Annotated in this window: 14 protein-coding genes; 8 read left to right on the top strand and 6 right to left on the bottom strand. The window is 63.9% G+C overall.

Features of this window, described 5'->3' with window-relative positions; translation table 11 throughout:
- The first annotated feature begins 103 nt into the window (after positions 1 to 103).
- The 7 genes from J5J83_RS04420 to J5J83_RS04390 all read left to right on the top strand — a co-directional run bounded on the left by J5J83_RS04420 (position 104) and on the right by J5J83_RS04390 (position 8,519).
- Complete coding sequence (locus J5J83_RS04420) at positions 104 to 1,444, top strand: Rieske 2Fe-2S domain-containing protein (RefSeq protein ID WP_212345899.1); 1,341 nt, start codon at positions 104 to 106, stop codon at positions 1,442 to 1,444.
- Positions 1,445 to 1,588: 144 nt separating this feature from the next.
- Positions 1,589 to 2,611 carry a 2Fe-2S iron-sulfur cluster binding domain-containing protein gene (locus J5J83_RS04415; protein WP_212345896.1) on the top strand — a complete coding sequence of 341 codons (1,023 nt, stop codon included), beginning with the start codon at positions 1,589 to 1,591 and terminating at the stop codon, positions 2,609 to 2,611.
- A 24-nt stretch (positions 2,612 to 2,635) separates the two neighbouring features.
- Complete coding sequence (locus J5J83_RS04410) at positions 2,636 to 3,961, top strand: acetylornithine deacetylase (protein WP_212345893.1); 1,326 nt, start codon at positions 2,636 to 2,638, stop codon at positions 3,959 to 3,961.
- A gap of 34 nt (positions 3,962 to 3,995) precedes the next feature.
- Positions 3,996 to 4,754: an aspartate/glutamate racemase family protein gene (locus J5J83_RS04405; protein WP_212345890.1), complete on the top strand. Its 759-nt coding sequence runs from the start codon at positions 3,996 to 3,998 to the stop codon at positions 4,752 to 4,754.
- Positions 4,751 to 6,157 (top strand): amidase, encoded by a 1,407-nt coding sequence (locus J5J83_RS04400; protein WP_212345887.1) that lies wholly within the window; start codon positions 4,751 to 4,753, stop codon positions 6,155 to 6,157. The genes J5J83_RS04405 and J5J83_RS04400 overlap by 4 nt, the downstream gene beginning before the upstream one ends.
- Before the next feature lie 44 nt (positions 6,158 to 6,201).
- Positions 6,202 to 7,656, top strand: a complete 1,455-nt coding sequence (iaaH, locus tag J5J83_RS04395; protein ID WP_249115612.1) for an indoleacetamide hydrolase — start codon at positions 6,202 to 6,204, stop codon at positions 7,654 to 7,656.
- A 104-nt stretch (positions 7,657 to 7,760) separates the two neighbouring features.
- Positions 7,761 to 8,519, top strand: coding sequence for an SDR family NAD(P)-dependent oxidoreductase (locus J5J83_RS04390; RefSeq protein ID WP_212345882.1), 759 nt, complete (start codon positions 7,761 to 7,763; stop codon positions 8,517 to 8,519).
- A gap of 10 nt (positions 8,520 to 8,529) precedes the next feature.
- Here the strand turns inward: J5J83_RS04390 and J5J83_RS04385 are convergent, their stop codons facing one another.
- From J5J83_RS04385 to J5J83_RS04365, 5 genes are all read right to left on the bottom strand, one after another.
- A complete protein-coding gene (locus J5J83_RS04385; RefSeq protein ID WP_212345880.1) occupies positions 8,530 to 8,955 on the bottom strand; it encodes a VOC family protein in 426 nt (141 codons plus the stop codon).
- A gap of 189 nt (positions 8,956 to 9,144) precedes the next feature.
- Positions 9,145 to 10,410 carry a DUF1329 domain-containing protein gene (locus tag J5J83_RS04380; RefSeq protein WP_212345878.1) on the bottom strand — a complete coding sequence of 422 codons (1,266 nt, stop codon included), beginning with the start codon at positions 10,408 to 10,410 and terminating at the stop codon, positions 9,145 to 9,147.
- 20 nt (positions 10,411 to 10,430) lie between these two features.
- Entirely contained in the window at positions 10,431 to 12,047 is a 1,617-nt protein-coding gene (locus tag J5J83_RS04375; RefSeq protein WP_212345876.1) for a DUF1302 family protein, read from the bottom strand.
- Positions 12,048 to 12,114: 67 nt separating this feature from the next.
- Positions 12,115 to 14,487 (bottom strand): MMPL family transporter, encoded by a 2,373-nt coding sequence (locus J5J83_RS04370; protein ID WP_212345874.1) that lies wholly within the window; start codon positions 14,485 to 14,487, stop codon positions 12,115 to 12,117.
- 38 nt (positions 14,488 to 14,525) lie between these two features.
- Positions 14,526 to 15,611: a YCF48-related protein gene (locus J5J83_RS04365; protein WP_249115611.1), complete on the bottom strand. Its 1,086-nt coding sequence runs from the start codon at positions 15,609 to 15,611 to the stop codon at positions 14,526 to 14,528.
- Positions 15,612 to 16,025: 414 nt separating this feature from the next.
- On the opposite strand from J5J83_RS04365, the gene J5J83_RS04360 reads away from it, so the two are divergent.
- Positions 16,026 to 17,039, top strand: a complete 1,014-nt coding sequence (locus tag J5J83_RS04360) for an AraC family transcriptional regulator (protein WP_212345872.1) — start codon at positions 16,026 to 16,028, stop codon at positions 17,037 to 17,039.
- A 102-nt stretch (positions 17,040 to 17,141) separates the two neighbouring features.
- Here J5J83_RS04360 and J5J83_RS04355 read toward each other — a convergent pair whose 3' ends face one another.
- Positions 17,142 to 17,930 carry a cyclase family protein gene (locus J5J83_RS04355; protein ID WP_212345870.1) on the bottom strand — a complete coding sequence of 263 codons (789 nt, stop codon included), beginning with the start codon at positions 17,928 to 17,930 and terminating at the stop codon, positions 17,142 to 17,144.
- Between the last annotated feature and the right edge of the window lie 164 nt (positions 17,931 to 18,094).

Raw genomic sequence — 18,094 nt, 5'->3', positions numbered from 1 at the left:
TGATTGAGGGGTGCCTAGGATGTGGCTCATGGAAGCGTTGCCGGGGTGGGTGACGCATTGGACGTAAGCGCGGGTTGAGCGCATTTGGACAGGGAGCGAATCGATGGCAGACGAGACGGTGGTACGTCGTCGGGTGGTGAAGGCGGCGCACGGGATCAGTGATGCACGGGTCAATGGGCAGAAGACGCAGAGTCAGTACCAGCCGTACAAGGACGCGGCGTGGGGCTTCATCAACCACTGGTATCCGGCGGTGTTCAGCAAGGAGCTGGCGGAGGACGAAGTCAAGGGGATCCAGATCTGCGGCATCCCGATCGTGCTGCGCCGTGTCGACGGCAAGGTGTATGCGCTCAAGGACCAGTGCCTGCACCGTGGGGTGAGATTGTCGGAGAAGCCGATGTGCTTCAACAAGAAGACGATCTCGTGCTGGTACCACGGCTTCACCTTCGATCTGAAGGACGGCAAGCTGTCGACGATCGTGGCCAACCCGGACGACAAGCTGGTGGGCACGACCGGGATCACGAGCTACCCGACCGAAGAGGTGGCGGGGATGGTGTTCGTGTTCGTGCGCGAAGACGACTTTGCCGACGAGGACGTGCCGCCGCTGTCGCAAGACCTGCCGTTCCGGTTTCCGGAGAACAGCGAACGCTTCCCGCACCCGCTGTGGCCGGCCGCACCGAGCCTGCTCGACGCGGACGCGGTGGCGCACGGCATGCACCGCACCGGCTATGGCAACTGGCGCATTGCGTGCGAGAACGGTTTCGACAACGCGCACATTCTGGTGCACAAGGACAACACCATTGTGCACGCGATGGACTGGGTGCTGCCGCTGGGCATTCTGCCCACGAGCGACGAGTGCATCACGGTGGTGGAAGACGAGCACGGCCCCAAGGGGATGATGCAGTGGCTGTTCACCGAGAAGTGGGCACCGGTACTGGAGAACGAGTCGCTGGGGCTGAAGGTGGAAGGGGTCAATGGGCGCTTCTACCGCACCTCGGTGGTGTTGCCCGGGGTGCTGATGGTGGAGAACTGGCCGGGTGAGCACATCGTGCAATACGAATGGTACGTGCCGATCACCGACGACCTGCACGAATACTGGGAAGTGCTGGTGAAGGTGTGCCCGAGCGAGAAGGCCCGCACGGACTTCCAGTACAAGTTCGAGCGTGTGTACAAGCCGCTGTGCCTGCACGGATTCAACGACTGCGACCTGTATGCGCGCGAAGCGATGCAGAACTTCTACGCCGACGGCACGGGCTGGGACGACGAGCAGCTGGTGGCGACCGACATCTCGCCGATCACGTGGCGCAAGCTGGCCTCGCGCTGGAACCGTGGGATTGCGAAGCCGGGCAAGGGCGTGGCGGGGGCGGTGAAGACGCACGCAATCCGCTTCAAGGACACGGCCGCGGGCAAGCCGCCTGGCTACTTCGTCGAACAGATCGACGACTGAGCGCGCGGGCAAGCCGCCTGGCTACTTCGTCGAACAGATCGACGACTGAGCGTGGCAGCGGTTGCGGTTGCCGCCGGGTGCGCCGGTCGCGGGCGGCAACCGTCATCGGCGCCGCCGATACCCCCAACAGAGCAGAGAACAATCATGAGTCAAACCCATACGGTGACCTTCCGTTTCGCCGACGGCGCGAGCCGCGTCGTTGACGTGCGCGAAGGGGATACCTTGCTCGACGCGGCGCTTGCGGGCGGCGTGCCGCTGATGCACCAGTGTCGTTCGGGCAGCTGTTCCAGCTGCCTGGCGACGCTGTGCGACGGCGAAGTGGTCAATCAGCCCGGCAGCAGCTCCACGCTTCTTGCCAGCGAATACGAAGCGGGTCATCGGCTGCTGTGCGTGAGCCGTGCGCAGAGCGATTGCACGTTCGATCTGTCCTACGGCAGCGCCGAAGGCGGCGTGGTGCCGGTCGAGGTGCATGCCTTCGTCAATGCCGTCGAGCCCATCGCATCGAACGTGGTGAAGCTGTCGCTGGAGTTGGCCGACGACAATTGGCTGAGCTTCAAGCCGGGTCAGTTCGTTCAGGTCGAGGTGCCGGGCGTGAGCCAGTTGCGCAGCTACTCGCCGGTGTCCACCGAGGCCGAGCTGCCGCGGCTGGAGTTGTTGATCCGCTTGCTGCCCGAGGGCGTGATGTCCACCTGGTTGAAGAAGCAGGCCCGCGTCGATGACGTGGTCAAGCTCAAGGGACCCTACGGCGCCTTCTTCCTGCGCGAGAAACGCCGTGCGCCGCACATCTTCGTCGCCGGCGGGACCGGCCTTGCGCCGGTGCTGTCGATGATCGACCGCATGCGCCAGATCGGCGGCCGCAAGCCGCCCATGCTGCTGAGCTTCGGCTGCGCCACGTCGGATGCATTGTTCTATCTCGACGAGCTCGAGCTTCGACGCCAGTGGTTGCCTGGTCTCGATGTGCGCATTTGCGTCGATCGCGAGCCGGGGAGCTGTTACCACAACGGCAGCCCGGTCTCGGCCCTCCGACCCGAAGACGTCAGCGACCCCGATACCGTGGCTTACCTGTGCGGCCCGCAGGGGATGATCGATGCCGCCACGCGACGCCTGGTCGAGCTTGGCGTCGCGCCGGAGAACGTGTTTGCCGAGCAGTTCGTCCCCAGCAATTGACCACGACAACGGAATCCCATCGCCATGACAGAGACCACACCCGTTCCCTTTTCCGCCGAGCAGCAGCAATGGTACGAGCAAGCCTGCGCCAGGCTCGACCCCGAGCGCCTCAAGCAGTTGCTGTTCGCCATCACCGACATTCATAGCCCCACCGGTGCGGCCCGTGCCGCCAGCGAGTTCATGGCTTCGCGCCTGTCCGCGGCGGGGCTGCAGGCCCGCTATCAGCCGATGACCGAGAATAGTGGCAATGTGCTTGCCGAATATCGCGGCGCAGGGGGCGGTGCAGCGCTGATGCTCTATGCACCGATCGACACCCACCTCGAGTGCGACGCTGCAGAGCGGGCGTGGACCGGTGGACACACCGAAGCAGACATGCAGCCGCGGGCGAAGATGGAGGGCGACTGGGTGTTCGGTCTTGGCGCATCCAATCCCAAGGCGATGGTCGCGACGCTGACCGAGATCGCCACCGCGCTGATCGAGTCCGGCGTGCCGACGCTGGGCGACCTGCTGGTGGGCATGGCCGACGGCGGCATGCCGGTCGATGTGGCCGCGCGCCAGCACGCCGGTATGTCGAACGGGGTGCTGCACATGCTCAACCGTGGCGCCGCGGCCGATTTCGCGGTGGTGATGAAGCCGTGGAACTGGGTGTACCACGAGGAGCCCGGCATGGGCTGGTTCAAGCTGCGGGTGCACGGCACCCTCGGCTATGCCGGTGTCCCGCGCGGCACACCCGGGTTCCGCAGTTCGGTGGTGCCCGCCGCCGCGGTGATCGAGGCCCTTGAGGCATGGCTGATCGCCTATGCCGAGCGCAATACCTCGGGGGTGGTCGCGCCGCATGGCTGGATCTCGGGCATCCGTTCGGGTGACCCCGAGCGTGCGGCATTTCCGTCGGCCATCACCGAGATCTTCTTCGACGTGCGCATCAACCCGCGCACTTCGCCAGCGGAGGTCAAGGCGCAATTCGCGTCATTTGTTCGCAACCTGCAGGCAAAGCGGCCCGATCTGGTGCTGGACTGGGAAATGTACGGTTCGGTGCCGGGTGGTACCACGGACGAGCGCAACTGGGTCATCCAGTCGGCCAAGCGCGGCTGGGAGCATATCGAGCAACGTCCTCACGGCCAACCCGATCTGCTGGGAGGCCAGACTGACGGCACCGCGTTGCGCCGCTACGGTGTGCCGACGGCCCGCATCGGCTGGCCGTGGCCGGCGCAGGGCTCGCCCGAGGTGCTGGCCGAGGGGCTGGGCGGCATGGGCGCGACCTATATTCCCGACCTGATGCCATGCGCGCGCAAGATCATGTACATCGTCATCGACACCTTGACCCGTAAGCGCAGTGAGCTTGGTCTCTGACCCCGCACCACCCATCCGTCATGTGGAGTCGAGAATGAGCAAGAAAGTGAAGATGATTTTCCCGGTGCCGATGAGCGAGGCCACGCGACCGATGGTCGAGTCGCAGTTGCCGGCCGGGTTCAGGCGTCCCGACATCGAGGTCGAATTCGTCGGGGCGGGCAGGGTGATGACGCTGGCCGATAGCTACTACGACATGGCGATCATGGAGATGGCCGTCATCGAGGCCGGCATGCGTGCCGAAGCCGAGGGCTTCGATGCGGTGTGCATCAACACCGTCAGCGACTCCGGTCTTGCCGCACTGCGCGCCCGGCTGTCGATCCCGGTACTGGGCCCGGGCCAGAGCGCTTTTCACGTAGCAGCCATGCTGGGGCACAAGTTCAGCGTGCTGACGATGTGGAAGCGCTGGTTCCCGCTCTACCGCAAGACAATCAGCGAATATGGTCTGGCCTCGCGGCTGGCCTCGATTCGGGCCATCGACGTCCGTCCCGATACCGAGGCCCTGCTGAGCGGCAAGGAGGATGTCGTGTTCGCGAAACTCGAGGCCGAAGCGCTGCGGGCGATCGAAGAGGATGGCGCCGATGTCATCGTGCTCGGGTCGACGACGATGCACCAGTCGCATGCGTGGCTGGCGGGAAGACTGCCGGTGCCGGTGCTCAACCCTGGTGTAGTGGCCTACAAATTGTGCGAACTTTTTCTGGACCTCGGCCTGGTGCAGAGCCGGGTGGCGTATCCCGCGCCCGAGCAGTTCAAGGATGAGGCGTTCTCGTTTGCTGGCGGCAGGGTGGCATCGTGAGCTCGCTCAATCTGAACGATTGGCACTATCTCGACATCAGCGAGCTGGCGCCCTTGCTGAAGCGGCGTGCGTTGTCGCCGGTCGAGCTGGTGCGCAGCCAGCTCGACCGCATCGAGGCGCTCGATTCGCGTTTGCACGCCTACGCCCGGGTCATGGCCTATGAATCCCTGGCGGCGGCCAGCGAGGCGGAGACCGAGATCGCGCGCGGGCGCTATCGGGGACCGTTGCATGGCATCCCGGTAGCGGTAAAGGATCTGTTCTGGACTCGCGGCGTGGTGACTGCGGCTGGGACGACAGTGCATGGCAATTTCGTTCCTGATGAGGACGCGACGGTGGTCAAGCGCCTGCGCGATGCGGGCGCCATCATCATTGGCAAGTTGCAGCTGACCGAAGGGGCGTTTGCGACCCCGCATCCGTCGTCCGTTCCGCCGGTAAATCCCTGGGGGGCCAATCACTGGACTGGTGCATCATCCAGCGGTTCGGCCGTCGCAACCAGCGCCGGACTGTGCGTCGCCTCGCTCGGAACCGATACCGGTGGGTCGATCCGCTTTCCCTGTGCCGCGAACGGGCTGACCGGACTGAAACCTTCCTGGGGGCGGGTGAGCCGTCACGGCGTGTTCGAGCTGGCGGCGACGCTCGACCATGTGGGACCGATGGCGCGCTCGGCGCGCGACGTGGCAATCATGTTCGCGGCCATTGATGGCCCCGACGTGCTCGATCCAAGTTCACTGCCGGGCGTGCCTTCCGTCGCGTTGACGCCCCGGCAGGATCTGAAAGGTGTGCGAGTGGGCGTCGATCCGGCCTGGAACGCACGCGCGACCGATGACGAGACCTTGAAGGCGATGGGCGAAACCTTGACCACGCTGCGCGATCTGGGGGCCGAACTCGTCGAGGTCGTGACACCCGAATCATGGCACGTCGCGGGAACGTGGGAGGTCTTGTGCGGTGTGCAGACCGCCGTCGCACACGCCGAAACCTACCCAGCCCGCGCATCCGAGTATGGCCCCGCGCTGAGCCGCCTGATCGATGTGGGGCGGGCGGCCGATGGCATGACGTACCAGCGCGCCATTCTCGAGGCCATCGCCTTTCGCGGTCGAATGAGCATGTTGCTCGAGTCGATCGATATGCTGGTGGCCCCGGTACAGCCCTTTGCCGCGCCCACCTACGAGCAGCTCGGTGCCCTGGCGCAGGACCCCGAGCTCAACCAGCGCCTGATCCAGTTCACCTCGCCCTTCAATGTCAGCGGCCATCCTGCGCTTGCCTTGCCCTGCGGCATGACTGCCGGCGGTATGCCGATCGGTTGCCAGCTGCTTGGACGCAGGGGCAGCGAGTCCGCGCTGATCGCAGCCGGGGAGGCCTTCCAGCGCGTGACGCGCTGGCACCGGATGCATCCCCCGGTGTGAGCTTCGGAATGGACCCACTATTCGCCCCAAGAACAGGAGCAAGCATGTCAAGAACCACAGAAAAATCCGATATCGGGCTGTCCGGCCTGACCATTGCCGGCGCCGCCGCCCGCCTCGCTGCAGGCGAGCTCAGCAGTGAGGCACTGATGCATGCGTGCATCGATCAGGCGCAGGCCAGGCGCGACCTCAACATCTTCATTACCCTTGACAGCGAGCGCGCACTCACCGCAGCGCGCGCGGCCGATGCTGCACGCGCCGCAGGCGAGCCGGCCGGGCCGTTGAGTGGCGTGCCGCTCGTCATCAAGGACAACATCCACGCCGCTGGATTGCCTGCCACGGCCGGTACGCCGGCGCTGGCGAATTTCGTGCCGGCCGAGGATGCGCCAACGGTCAAGCGATTGCGCGATGCCGGCGCCATTGTGCTGGGCAAGACCAATATGCATGAACTGGCGTTTGGTGCCACCGGTTTCAATCATGCCTTCCATAGCGCCAATACCGTTGGGGTGCGCAACCCCTACGATCAGACCCGGATTGCCGGGGGCTCATCGTCCGGCAGCGCCGCCGCGCTCGGCGCGCGGATGGCGCTCGCGGCGCTGGGTACCGATACCGGGGGGTCGATGCGGATTCCGTGTGCGCTCAACGGTTGCGCGTCGCTACGCCCGTCATGGGGCAGATACTCTGGGCGCGGAGTCATCCCGATTGCCAACAGCCGAGACACGGTCGGGCCGATGGCATTGTGCATGGCCGACGTGGCCTTGCTCGATGCCATCATCACCGGCGACGCCGCCTTGCCGCCAGTGCGGCTCGATGCGTTACGGCTCGGTGTGGTCGAGGGTTTCTGGGCCAATCTCGATGCCGACACGGAACAGGTGTCGAAAGCGGCCGTGGCACGGCTGGAGTCGGTGGGCGTGATTTTTGTCGAAGTGCCCGATGCGCGCATGCAGGCGTTGAACGAGCCCATCGGTTTCCCGGTGGTGTTTGGCGAGGCCCGCGACGATATGAGTGCCTATCTGCGCGAACAGGGACCCGGCATCAGCATCGAGGCATTGTACGAGCAGATCGCCAGTCCGGATGTGAAGGGCATCTACAAGGATCTGGTGCTGCCACGCCGAACCTTTGGCCCGGATGGCACCCTGGTCGATGTCGAACCCCTGTTCCAGGAGGCGATCCGTAGCGGACGTCCGACCTTGAAGGCGCATTACCGCGATCTCTTCCAACGTTACGACCTCGATGCCTTCGTGTTTCCGACAACGCCCATTGTGGCACCCGAGGCGAGGCCGGAGGTGAGCCTTCCGGAGAACTTTCACCTTCTGATCCAGAACACCGAACCCGCAGCCAGCGCCTGTCTGCCGTCGATCCAGCTGCCGATCGGCCTTGGTCCGAAGAGCGGCTTGCCGGTCGGGCTCGAGCTCGACGGACCCGTGACAAGCGACCGCCGCATGCTGGCAATCGGCATGGCCCTCGAGGCAGTGCTCGGACGGATTCCGGCCGCCCTCTGAGGGCAGCATGCCGGCGCGGATGGATCTCCGCCGGCACCGGATCGAACGCAGCCCGTACTCCGCATCGCAGGGGAGTGCGGGCTGACTCACATGGAGCGAACGACGTGCATTCCTATTCCGATCTCAAGGACAAGGTCATCGTGGTGACCGGCGGCGGCAGTGGCATGGGGCGCGAGGTCTGCCTTGCACTTGCGGCTGCCGGAGCAACGGTGGTGCTGGGAAATCGCAGTGAACGCGAGGGAGAGGCAGTGGCTGTCGCGGTGCGATCGGCCGGTGGCAAGGCTGTTTTTCTTCGTACCGACGTGGCGCGTGCGACCGACTGTGCCGCGCTTGTGCAATGCGCGGTCGATCACTTCGGCCGGGTCGACGGCGCCTTCAACAATGCGGGGCTGCAACGCGCATTCAACAGTGCGGACGAGACGCCCGACGAGGATGTCTCTGACGTCATCGACGTCAATCTCAAGGGCGTGCTTTACATGATGAAGTACGCCGCTCGCGCAATGCTGGCCACCGGTGGCGGGTCGATCGTCAATAACAGCTCGATTTTCGGACTGAAGGCGATGCCCCGTCTCGCCTACTACGTTGCGGCGAAGCATGGCATTGTCGGTGCGACGCGTGCGGTCGCGCTGGACTACGCGGCGTCCGGCATCCGGGTGAACGCGGTCTGTCCTGGGCCGATCAAGACCCCGAGCCTGGATCGGGTGACCGGCGGCGATGACATGATGTATGCCGATGCCGTGCCGATGCGCCGGATCGGCCAGGCATCCGAAGTGGCGTCGGCCGTGTTGTGGCTGCTGTCGAGCCAGTCTGCCTATGTCACGGGGAGCTGCATCTCGGTCGATGGCGGCATGAGCGCAGCCTGAGTTCGGAAAGTCATTTCGCGAACAGCTGCCCCATGTCCTTGAACGCCTTGAATTCCAGGGCGTTGCCGCAGGGGTCGAGCAGGAACATCGTGGCCTGCTCGCCCACCTGTCCTTTGAAGCGGATGTAGGGCTCGATGACGAAAGCAGTGCCGAACGACTTCAGGCGTTCGGCAAGTGCTTCCCACTGGCTCCACTCGAGCACGACTCCGAAGTGCGGCACCGGTACGTCATGCCCGTCCACGGGGTTGGTGTGCGCATCCGCCTGTGAGGGTGTGATCGGGTGTTCGTGGATGACCAACTGGTGGCCGAAGAAGTTGAAATCCACCCATTGAGCGCTGGAACGTCCTTCTTCCAGGCCGAATACCTCGCCATAGAAGCGGCGGGCGGCGGGGAGGTCATGGACGGGGATGGCAAGGTGAAAGGGCGAGAGGGGCATGGGGGACTCCGGACGAGTTGTCGCGTTGATCGATGGCGCATGTCGATGCGTTGGTATCCGCTAAGGTATCACCGGATGGACGCGAAATCCGGCATTGATGGGGCGCATTCCGGCGCTCGAGAACAAAGAAAAAGCGGAGACTGCTGAAGCAGTCTCCGCTTTCGCATGGGGCCCTGCCCCCGTGCCCGATCAGCGTCCGGCGGCTTGCAGTGTCTGCAGCGTGAAGTCCTTCGAGCTCATGCCCGCCACGTTGGTCTTCCACGTGGGCGAATCGACCAGGAACACGGTGGCGTGGTTGCGCTGGAAGTCGATGATGGCGCCGCCGGCGGTGCGGACGTCGGAGAAGCCGTCCTCGGCCTTGGCCGGGTAGGAGTGGAACTCCATGAACTTCCAGAACTCACCCTTGCGGTTGTAGGCCTCGCCGTAATAGATGCGCGGATACTTGGTGTCCACGTACAGCACTTTCTTGCTGTAGGGATGCTCGGACGGCGTCGTGGCTTCGATGACGTAGACTTCACGCGGTTCGAACTGGTTGTTGTTCATGTTCCAGAACGGGGCCTTGTCTTCCAGTACCGGATATTTCTCGGCAAAGCTGTTGCCGTTCTTGTTCCACAGCGGGGTCTTGCTGTTGGCAACGGCGAGCACCCAGCGCTTGCCGAGCATCTTGTAGCCCGGATACCAGCACGGCCGTGCGTTGAAGATCTCGAGGTCGTCCTGCAGCTGGTCGGACGAACCGATCGGGTCCATCCACGCACCGCCGGACAGGCGGCGAACGCGACGGACGGCGGGGATGTAGGCCCAGACGTCATTGACCTTGATCGAGTCGTACATGATGGTGAAGGTGCCGAGGCCTTTCATGTCGGAGGGCGACTTGAAGTAGAGCAACTGGCGGCCGCGTTCGCTGCCATCGCCTTCGACCGCCTCACCGGCGAGACGCCCTTTCATCGAGTAGCGGGTGAATTCCGCTACCGGTTCGGCGTGAACACCTTTCTCTCCGTCGATCAGAACCTGAGTGAAATTCGGTACGTAAGCCACGTCGCCGGTGAGCTGACCGAGGTGCCAGTTCCAGATCACCTTTTCTGCGGCCTGGGGGTCCTTGTCGTCGATATTGGGGAAGGGCAGGCCGGCACTCCAGCCGTCGATCTGACAGGTCTCGGCATTGATCTTGGTCTTGCCGGCATTTGCCTGCGAGGCCTTGACCCACTTCGGGTCGAGCGGAACCTCCTTCGACTTCGCCAGCGGCAGCTTCCAGCCGTTGTTGCGGATGCGCCATTCCATGCGTTCGCTGAGCATGCTGGCGATGGTGTGGCCCTCGAAAGTGTCGTTCTTGATCTTGTCGAGGTTTTCGGCCGAGATGACCGTGCCTGCCGGGAGCTCGGCGGCATGTGCCGGCAGAGAGAGCAGGGCGAGCGCGGCGGCCAGCGAGGCGATAAGGGGCTTGTGCAGTGTATTCATGTGGGGTTCTCCGTCCGGGGTCAGAACAGGTAGGTCAGGCTGGTGTAGATCTGGTCACGCTTGTGGAAGTAGCCGAACAGGCTGGTCTCGTCGCAACTGGCGGCATTGGGGAAATTGCACTTCTTGCCGTCGCGCCAGTCGTCGTTCCAGAACTTGTCGTACTCGAGTTTCCAGCGCCAGTTCTTGGCCAGTTCCATGGTGACCGAGGGCACCGCAAAGCCGCCGCCATAGGTCAGGTCGCTGCCGAGCACGAGTTCGGGTTTGACGCGGCCGTTGTCGTAACTGAGGCTGAAGATGCCGGTCAGCAGGAAGGAGTGCTCCTTGGTTCGCGCACCCCAGCCGACCGAGTTGATCAGACGGTCGCTCGAGTTGTAGTCCTGGATCCACTTGTCGAACAGTTGCACCGAGAAGAACATCGGCTTCTCGCTACCCAGCAGGCTCTGGGTGAAGGATAGGTTCTTGTCCATGCGCAGCATCCAGGTCAGCACGTCCTTGCGCTTGATGCCATCGAAGCCCGGCGCAACGGCCTGTGAGATCAGCGTGGGGGTCGGCAGCAGGATCTGGTAGGGGGCGTCCTTCACGTAGGCGACCTCGGTGCTGAACACCGCGTCGGCCCATTCTGCGTAACCGCTGGCGGTGGCACCGAAGACGTCGACGATCGGGTAGATCACGTCGCCTGCCACACCCTTGGTGTCCGCACGTCCCACCGTGACCGCGCCGGACGGAACGTCGGGCATGCCGAGCAGCTTGAGCGTGCTCGCCGCGTTCATGATCGGGCTCGGCCAGAACGTCTTCAGGTACGAGACGGAATAGTTGATGTCGCCCGCCATGCCACTCCAGCGCAGGCCGCCGGTGACATCGCGGTAGTCGCCTTCGCTGTTCTTGTTGTCGTAGGGGTCGATATTGCGGAAGTCGACGCCAGCATAGGGCTGGCTGGACCAGCGGCCGCCGTAGATGTCGATCTCGGTGCCGATGTCGGCCTTGCGATCCCAGCCCGGGCGGATGAACATCTCCACCGCACCGTCAAGCTCGGGGACGTCGATGTTGATCTTGGCCATGATGTTGGTCTTGCGCAGCTCCTCGTTGGCGGGTTCGAGGAAGGAGCGCCAGGTGAGGTCGAATCCGTGGACCAGATCGTTGGCCGCGAAGAAGTCGGTTTCGCCCCAGGCGATCTGCTGCTTGCCCAGTCGGACGCGGGTGCGCTCGCCCAGCGGGAAGTCGACATACAGTTCGCGAACCACATCGCCGATGTCATTACGGTTGTACAGCGCCATGATGTCGCCGCGGCCGCCGTCCGGGTAGTTGTTGGCCCCCATCTTTTCGAGATGGTTCAGCGCATTGGTCTTGAATTCACCGACGCCACGCAGCTTGGCGACGACCGATACATCGGGCGTGGCTTTCCAGTCGACGTTCAGGCGCGCGGTAGTACGGGCCATCGACAGCTTGCCGCGATCGTTGTAGTCGGGCGTGTCGACCCAGTTCAGGGTGTTCCATGAAAACTCCTGACGCAGGTAACCGTCGATCTTGAGATTGTCGTCTGCCGCTTGAAGGGCACCGCTCGCGGCTGCAAGCGCGAGTGCCACGGTGAGTGTCTTCAGACGGGCTGCGGGCACGTCCTGATGCCTGTTCTTGTTCATGGTTTCTCCCTTGAGATGGGTCGGATAGGTGCTGCTCGGTGTAAAACGGGATGTCATGGGCGGTGCTTCAGGCTGACTGCAACGCCGGCTGCAGACCGCCCAGCACCGGGCGGTCGCGTTTGCCGAAGATGAATTCGGGGCGGAAGACGTAGATGACCGAGGGCATCACGAACAGCGCGGACATGGCGGAGACGCCGAGCCAGATCGCCATCAGCAGGCCCATCTCGGCCTGGAAGCGCAGCGACGAGGCCCACCACAGCAAGGTGCTGAAGATCAGGACGCTTGCGGTGACGATCACGCCCATGCCTGCCGAGTGCAATGCCTGGTAGATGGCGTGTTCGGGCGTGCTGCCTGCCGCCATCTCTTCCTTGATGCGGTCGGCGATGTAGAAGGCGTAGTCCACGCCGAGGCCGATGCCCAGTGCGGCGACCGGCACGGTGTTGATGTTCATGCCGATGCCTTTCCAGGCCATGAAGCTGAACGTCAGCGTGTTGGAAATGATCACCGGTACCATGAACAGCATGCCGGCCACCGTCGAGCGATAGACCACCGTACAGATGATCACCAGCACCAGCAGTGCCAGCGCCACAGCCTCGATCTGGCTCGAGAGGATGACCTCATTGACTGCGGCCATCACCCCGATCAGGCCGCCGGCGAGTTGCCAGTGGCCCTCGGCGAGCGGGTTGTGGTCGATGAACTCCTTGATGCGGGCGACCGCAGTGCGGATGGTCTCGCCCTGGCGGTCGCGGAACATCATGGTGACGGCGGCGTTGGCGTACTGGTTGTCGGCGAATCGGTCGATGTCGCCTGGCTCGGATACGGAGTCGAGAATGGCCATCAGGCTGCCATTCACCGTCTGCGTGTCGCCCAGTTCGAGATAGCGCGGATTGCCTTCGCGCAGCGTGCTGTTGACCACCGGCAGCACGTCGGCAATCGACACCGAACCGCCTACCTCGGGTTGGGTTTCGATGAAGCGCTGGAAGCGGTTCATCGCCTGCAGCACCTCGTTGCTCTTGACCAGGCCTTCCTTGCCATCCTCGCCGATGACGATGAACATGCGATCTACGCCCTGGAAGCGCGCGTTGATCGCGGCAGAGTCCTGGTTGTAGGTCGATTCCGGCCACAGGATGGGCGAGCCGGGGTTGGCGTCGCCGATTTTCAGGTTGAAGGCGTAGATGCCGGAGATCGTCATCACGATCACGCTGCACACGATCACCGCGTAGCGAAAGCGCGAAGTGGCCATCCATACGCCGAGATCGAGCACCTTGCGCAGCAGCGGCGCGAGATCGATCGGATGCACGGTGCCGTGGGGCTTGCGGATGTAGGACAGCAGCACCGGGGTGAGGATCACCGCACTCACGGTCAGCGTCATCACCCACACCACCGACAGCACGGTGAGCTTCTGCAGCATCGGGATCGGGCTCAGCGCGACGACGGCCATGCACGCCGCATCGGCGATCACACCCAGCATGCCGGGGCGGAAAAGGTCGGCCAGGGCAATCTTGGCGGCATGGCGCGAGCTCTCCGCGCCCACCGCGATCAGGTCGAGTTCATCGTCGAAGCGGTTGATGATCTGCACCGAGTGCGACACCGCACGCGAGGTGATCAGCATCGCGACGACGATGACCAGCGGCTCGAAATGGATGCCGATCAGGCGACAGATGCCGAGCGCCCAGACTGCACTGACCGCGCCGGCGAGCAAGGGCAGCAGCACGCCACGCCAGGTGCGCAGCAGCACGAAGAGCATGGCCAGGGTGACGCCAAGCGCCGCAGCGACGAGATCGATGGTTTCTGGCACGTAGTGGTTCACCCAGCCGTAGAGGATGGGATCGCCGACGACGCGGATGTTTACGCTGTCGTCCTCGACCTTGGCCACCAGGGCGCGAATCTCGCTGAAGACCTTGGCGTAGTCGACATCGCGGTCGATGAAATCGACGGTAACGAGCGTGGCCTGCAGGTCCTTCGATACATAGGGGCCGTATACGAGGGGGTTGCGCAACACGGACTGTTTCAGCTCCGCCATCTGCGCGGCGTTGGCCGGCAGGTCGGGCCACATCAGCGGCCGGGTTTCGATCCCGGCGGTGGATGCCCGCACTTCCTTGAGCTTCTTCGAAGCCAGCGAGGTGATCTGGTAGGGGTTGACCGCCGAGACTTCGCGCAGGCCCAGGGTGACGGTACGTACCTTGTCCAGCACCGACTGCTGGAAGATGTCGCCGTTCTTGACCTCGAACATGATGGTGACCATGTTCGAGCCGCCGAAGGTGTCCTTGAACTTCTCGTGTGTCTTTACGTACTCATGGCGCGAGGGCAGCATGTCCTCGAAGACGGTGCGCACCTCGATGTGAAGGGCAAACCAGCTCAGTACCAGGGTCAGCAGCCCGAGGCTGCCGACGACCCAGCTTCGCCGGCGAATGCAGAATTCCGCAATACGTTCGATCATGTCTTTTCTCTCTCGAAGGGGGGGCGTGCAGCGCGCGTTCAGTTGCCGATCGGCGTCCAGCGGTCGCCGTTCCAGCGGCCGACGTTGGCACCGGCAAGCCAGGTGACGCCGTCGCCGGGAACGATGCGGGTGTGCCAGGACAGATCGCGTTCATCCAGGCGGCCGGTGTCCCACTGGCTGGCATCGGCATTGGCGCGCACCCAGCGTCCGAGGTTGCCGGTGCCCAGCCAGCGCCCGGCCTTTGCATCCCAGGTGATGTCAAGCAGGTGGTCGGTGATGTCGAGCTCGACCGGCGTCCAATCCCGTCCGCCGTTTGCGGTGGTCAGGATCACGCCCTCGAGGCCGACCGCGACGCCGTGGTCCGCGTCGCGAAAGGCGACCGACATCAGCGAACTCGGCACCGGCGCCTCGACTTCGGTCCATGACGCGCCGCCGTCGTCGCTCAGCAGAATGCGGCCGAACTCGCCGACGACACGGATGTGCAGGGCGTCGACGATGGCCACGTCGTTCCAGGCCACATCCTCTTCGTCGCGCATCCGGGTCCAGGTGTTGCCGTAGTCCTTGCTCTGCAACAGTGCCCCCATCTCGCCGGTGGCGATCGCGATGCCGTCTGCGCCGACGCGGACGCGGTTGAGCTTGTTGGCTACTTCGGAACGGGGAACTTCAGCACTTGCGACCCAGGTCCTGCCGCCATCGCCGCTGTGCAGGACGACCCCGTCGTTGCCCACCGCGACGCCCTTGCCGTCGCCCCAGGTGGCGATGTCCTGCAGGGTGCGCTGCGTTGGTGTCGGCAAGCGTTCGACCTGTCCATCGGCCCCGACGGACAGGATCTTGCCGCTCGAACCGGCGATCCAGATCCGGCCGTCTTCTGCCACGGCGAGGCCGTAGAAGTGATCGCGGCGTTCGAGGACCGGCGGTTGCACGGTCTTGCCTACCGGCTGCGGCTTGATGAAGAGGCCCGCCCAAAGCAGGCCACCGATGATCAGCCACGGTGCAATGACGACAGGGGCCCGCATCAGGCGCGCGGATGTCTGGGAGGGCGATGCCTCCGGCGCTTTCAATACGCTTTCAGGCGGCTGAAGGCCGGCCGTCGGGGCGACGATTCGGTCGGGAATTCTGTCCATGGGGCGAGTGCTCTGTCAGGTTTTATCGGGTCGCCAGGTGCACGGCGAGTCGTTTCCGTAAACCTAGAGATTCGCCCCCCGAGCGACTATCCAATCAACGCAGGTCCTATCCCATTCGCGCAGCTCAATCGCGCAGGAGGTGCGATTGACCGAAAGCGGTAAGGAAGTTCGTATTGGAATAGTTGTTGCTTAAAGCAAGTGGTCATCAGACGGGCATCGGCAAGCGCCCTTGTCTGTGGGCCAGATCTGCCCCTCCGGCCCGGTAGGTGGCACTGAGATGGGCCGCGGCGCACCGATCGGGTGCGGGCTGGATGAATGACCGGAATGCGGCCGCTGATCGTCGGCGGGCGTCATCAACTTGAATCGGCGTGCCCGCTTAAGCACGCGCCGAGCGCAGGCACATAAGGAACCACCATGAACGTTCACATACCTCAGTTGGCGAAGACCGCGCCCTTGTCGAGATATACGGTGTTCAGCACCCAGGACGTCGATGAGGCGCGCTGCGAAGGCACCAACGTGTTCTGCGAGCACCGTCTGCGTGTGCTCGACGCGCGCGCCCGGATCGATGCCTACATGTGCCTGCGGCGGTTCAGGGGGGTTGGCGTCGGGCGCATGAGCTATGGCGGCAACGTCTCCATCGAACCGGGCTCGCTCGACTCCTTCCTTCTGGTGCAGATGCCCTTGAGCGGTCACGAGATGATCCGCAGCGGCGACATCGTGGTGCACTCCAACCGCGATACGGCATCGGTCATCGGCCACCAGCGGCCGTTCTCGATGTCGCATCACGCGGGCACGGAGAAGCTCTTCGTGCGGGTCGACCGTGAGGTGCTCGATCGCCACTGCCAGCAGCACCTGGGGCATTCGATGCGCAAGCCCATCGACTTTCGCATGGACATGCCGCTCGATACGGTGGCCGGGCAACGCTGGATGCGGATGGTCAACTGGCTGGTCTGCGAGGCCGACGCGGCCGGAGCGGAGGGTCAGACGACGATGGGCGCGCCACTCATCGAGGCGCAGATCGAGCAGTTGGTGCTGACGATGCTGCTGACCTGCCAGCCACACAGCTACACCGAGGCGCTGTGCGCAGAGGCACCCGCCATTGCGCCGTCCTTCGTCAAGCGGGTCGAGCGCTTTATCGAAGAGCATGCTCACGAGGCCATCACTGTCGTCGATCTGGCGGAGCATGCCGGGGTGAGCTGTCGCTCGCTGTTCGCCGGTTTCCGGCGATTTCGCGATACTTCTCCGATGCAATATCTCAAGGATGTGCGGCTGCAGCGTGTGCATGACGAGCTGCGGGCATCCGACCCCTTCTCGGTGCGGGTGACGACGGTCGCACTGAACTGGGGCTTTAGCCATCTTGGCCACTTCGCGGCCGACTACAAGCGCCGCTTCGGCGAGTCGCCGTCAGACACCCTGGCGCGCGGATGACAAAAAAATACCCGAGTGCGGTGCACTCGGGTATCAAGCGAACGGGGTGTCCGGGTTAGGGACGGGGTTCTGGAGAGGTTCCCCGTTCGGGCAGAGAGGCGTTTACTGGCCCGGGACGAGCGCGATGACGCGTAGCGGACTGCCGGAGCCATTCCGGATTTTCAGCGGCGCAGCGACGATGATTGCGCCTTGGGCCGGGAGTTGGTCGAGATTGGTCAGGCACTGCAGACCGTAACGGTTGTTGCCATGCATCAGGTAGTGGCACGGGAAGGGCATGTCCCATGCAAAGGATTGCCCGGCGTCGGTATTGATCGACTCCACGCCGAACCCGAACACGTCGCGCTCGTCGATCAGCCACTGCACCAGGCCCTGCGCGGGCCCCGGCGTATGCGGGCCATCCTCACGCGCATTGACGTATTCGTCGGGCATCGCACGCTTGGACCAGTCGGTGCGCAGCAGCACCCAGGAGCGGGCGGGAATCTTGCCGTGGGTGGCTTCCCAGCGTTCGACGAACTCCACCGTCAGCAGGAAGTCCGGGTTCTCCGCCGCTTCGCGGCTGCAGTCGATCACGCAGGCATGTGCCACGAAATTCTCCGGCGGAATCGTGTCCACTGCGTTGTTCGGAAAATCCTTGCCGCTCACCCAGTGCACCGGCGCATCGAAGTGCGTGCCGGTGTGCTCCGACATCGAGAAATTGTTCCAGTACCACGCCGGGCCGCGCTCGTCGTAGCGCGAGATCTCTTCCATCCTGAATGGCCAGCACTGGCCGAACTGGGGTGGCAGTTGGAGCGACGGGAACTCGGGCGACAAGGTCTGCGTCAGGTCGACAATGCGAATCTGTCCGGTCGCAAGCTCGAGTGCGAATTGCGACAGTGCGCTGCTGGCGGTCATGAACATCTCCCGGTAAGTGGATGACGCATTGTTATGCATCCGGGCCGATGGGGAAATCCGAAAAGCGCGAGTGGCTATCCGTAAAGCGCAAATGGTGCGGGGCAGGGCGGAGCCGGCAGATTGATCTAGTATGTCACCAAAGAGCTAGGCAGTTGGAGGGGGTC

It is taken from the genome of Azoarcus sp. L1K30, assembly GCF_018122735.1.
Lineage (GTDB): Bacteria > Pseudomonadota > Gammaproteobacteria > Burkholderiales > Rhodocyclaceae > Parazoarcus.
The sequence above is the reverse complement of the archived record's forward strand: the minus strand, read 5'-3'. Positions and strand labels throughout refer to the sequence as shown.

Excerpts from the sequence above, each read along its gene's own strand:
- J5J83_RS04415 (WP_212345896.1), top strand. The coding sequence starts at position 1,589 with ATGAGTCAAACCCATACGGTGACCTTCCGTTTCGCCGACGGCGCGAGC.
- J5J83_RS04365 (WP_249115611.1), bottom strand. The coding sequence starts at position 15,611 with ATGGACAGAATTCCCGACCGAATCGTCGCCCCGACGGCCGGCCTTCAG.
- iaaH (WP_249115612.1), top strand. The coding sequence starts at position 6,202 with ATGTCAAGAACCACAGAAAAATCCGATATCGGGCTGTCCGGCCTGACC.
- J5J83_RS04380 (WP_212345878.1), bottom strand. The coding sequence starts at position 10,410 with ATGAATACACTGCACAAGCCCCTTATCGCCTCGCTGGCCGCCGCGCTC.
- J5J83_RS04355 (WP_212345870.1), bottom strand. The coding sequence starts at position 17,930 with ATGACCGCCAGCAGCGCACTGTCGCAATTCGCACTCGAGCTTGCGACC.
- J5J83_RS04370 (WP_212345874.1), bottom strand. The coding sequence starts at position 14,487 with ATGATCGAACGTATTGCGGAATTCTGCATTCGCCGGCGAAGCTGGGTC.
- J5J83_RS04385 (WP_212345880.1), bottom strand. The coding sequence starts at position 8,955 with ATGCCCCTCTCGCCCTTTCACCTTGCCATCCCCGTCCATGACCTCCCC.
- J5J83_RS04375 (WP_212345876.1), bottom strand. The coding sequence starts at position 12,047 with ATGAACAAGAACAGGCATCAGGACGTGCCCGCAGCCCGTCTGAAGACA.
- J5J83_RS04405 (WP_212345890.1), top strand. The coding sequence starts at position 3,996 with ATGAGCAAGAAAGTGAAGATGATTTTCCCGGTGCCGATGAGCGAGGCC.
- J5J83_RS04360 (WP_212345872.1), top strand. The coding sequence starts at position 16,026 with ATGAACGTTCACATACCTCAGTTGGCGAAGACCGCGCCCTTGTCGAGA.
- J5J83_RS04420 (WP_212345899.1), top strand. The coding sequence starts at position 104 with ATGGCAGACGAGACGGTGGTACGTCGTCGGGTGGTGAAGGCGGCGCAC.
- J5J83_RS04410 (WP_212345893.1), top strand. The coding sequence starts at position 2,636 with ATGACAGAGACCACACCCGTTCCCTTTTCCGCCGAGCAGCAGCAATGG.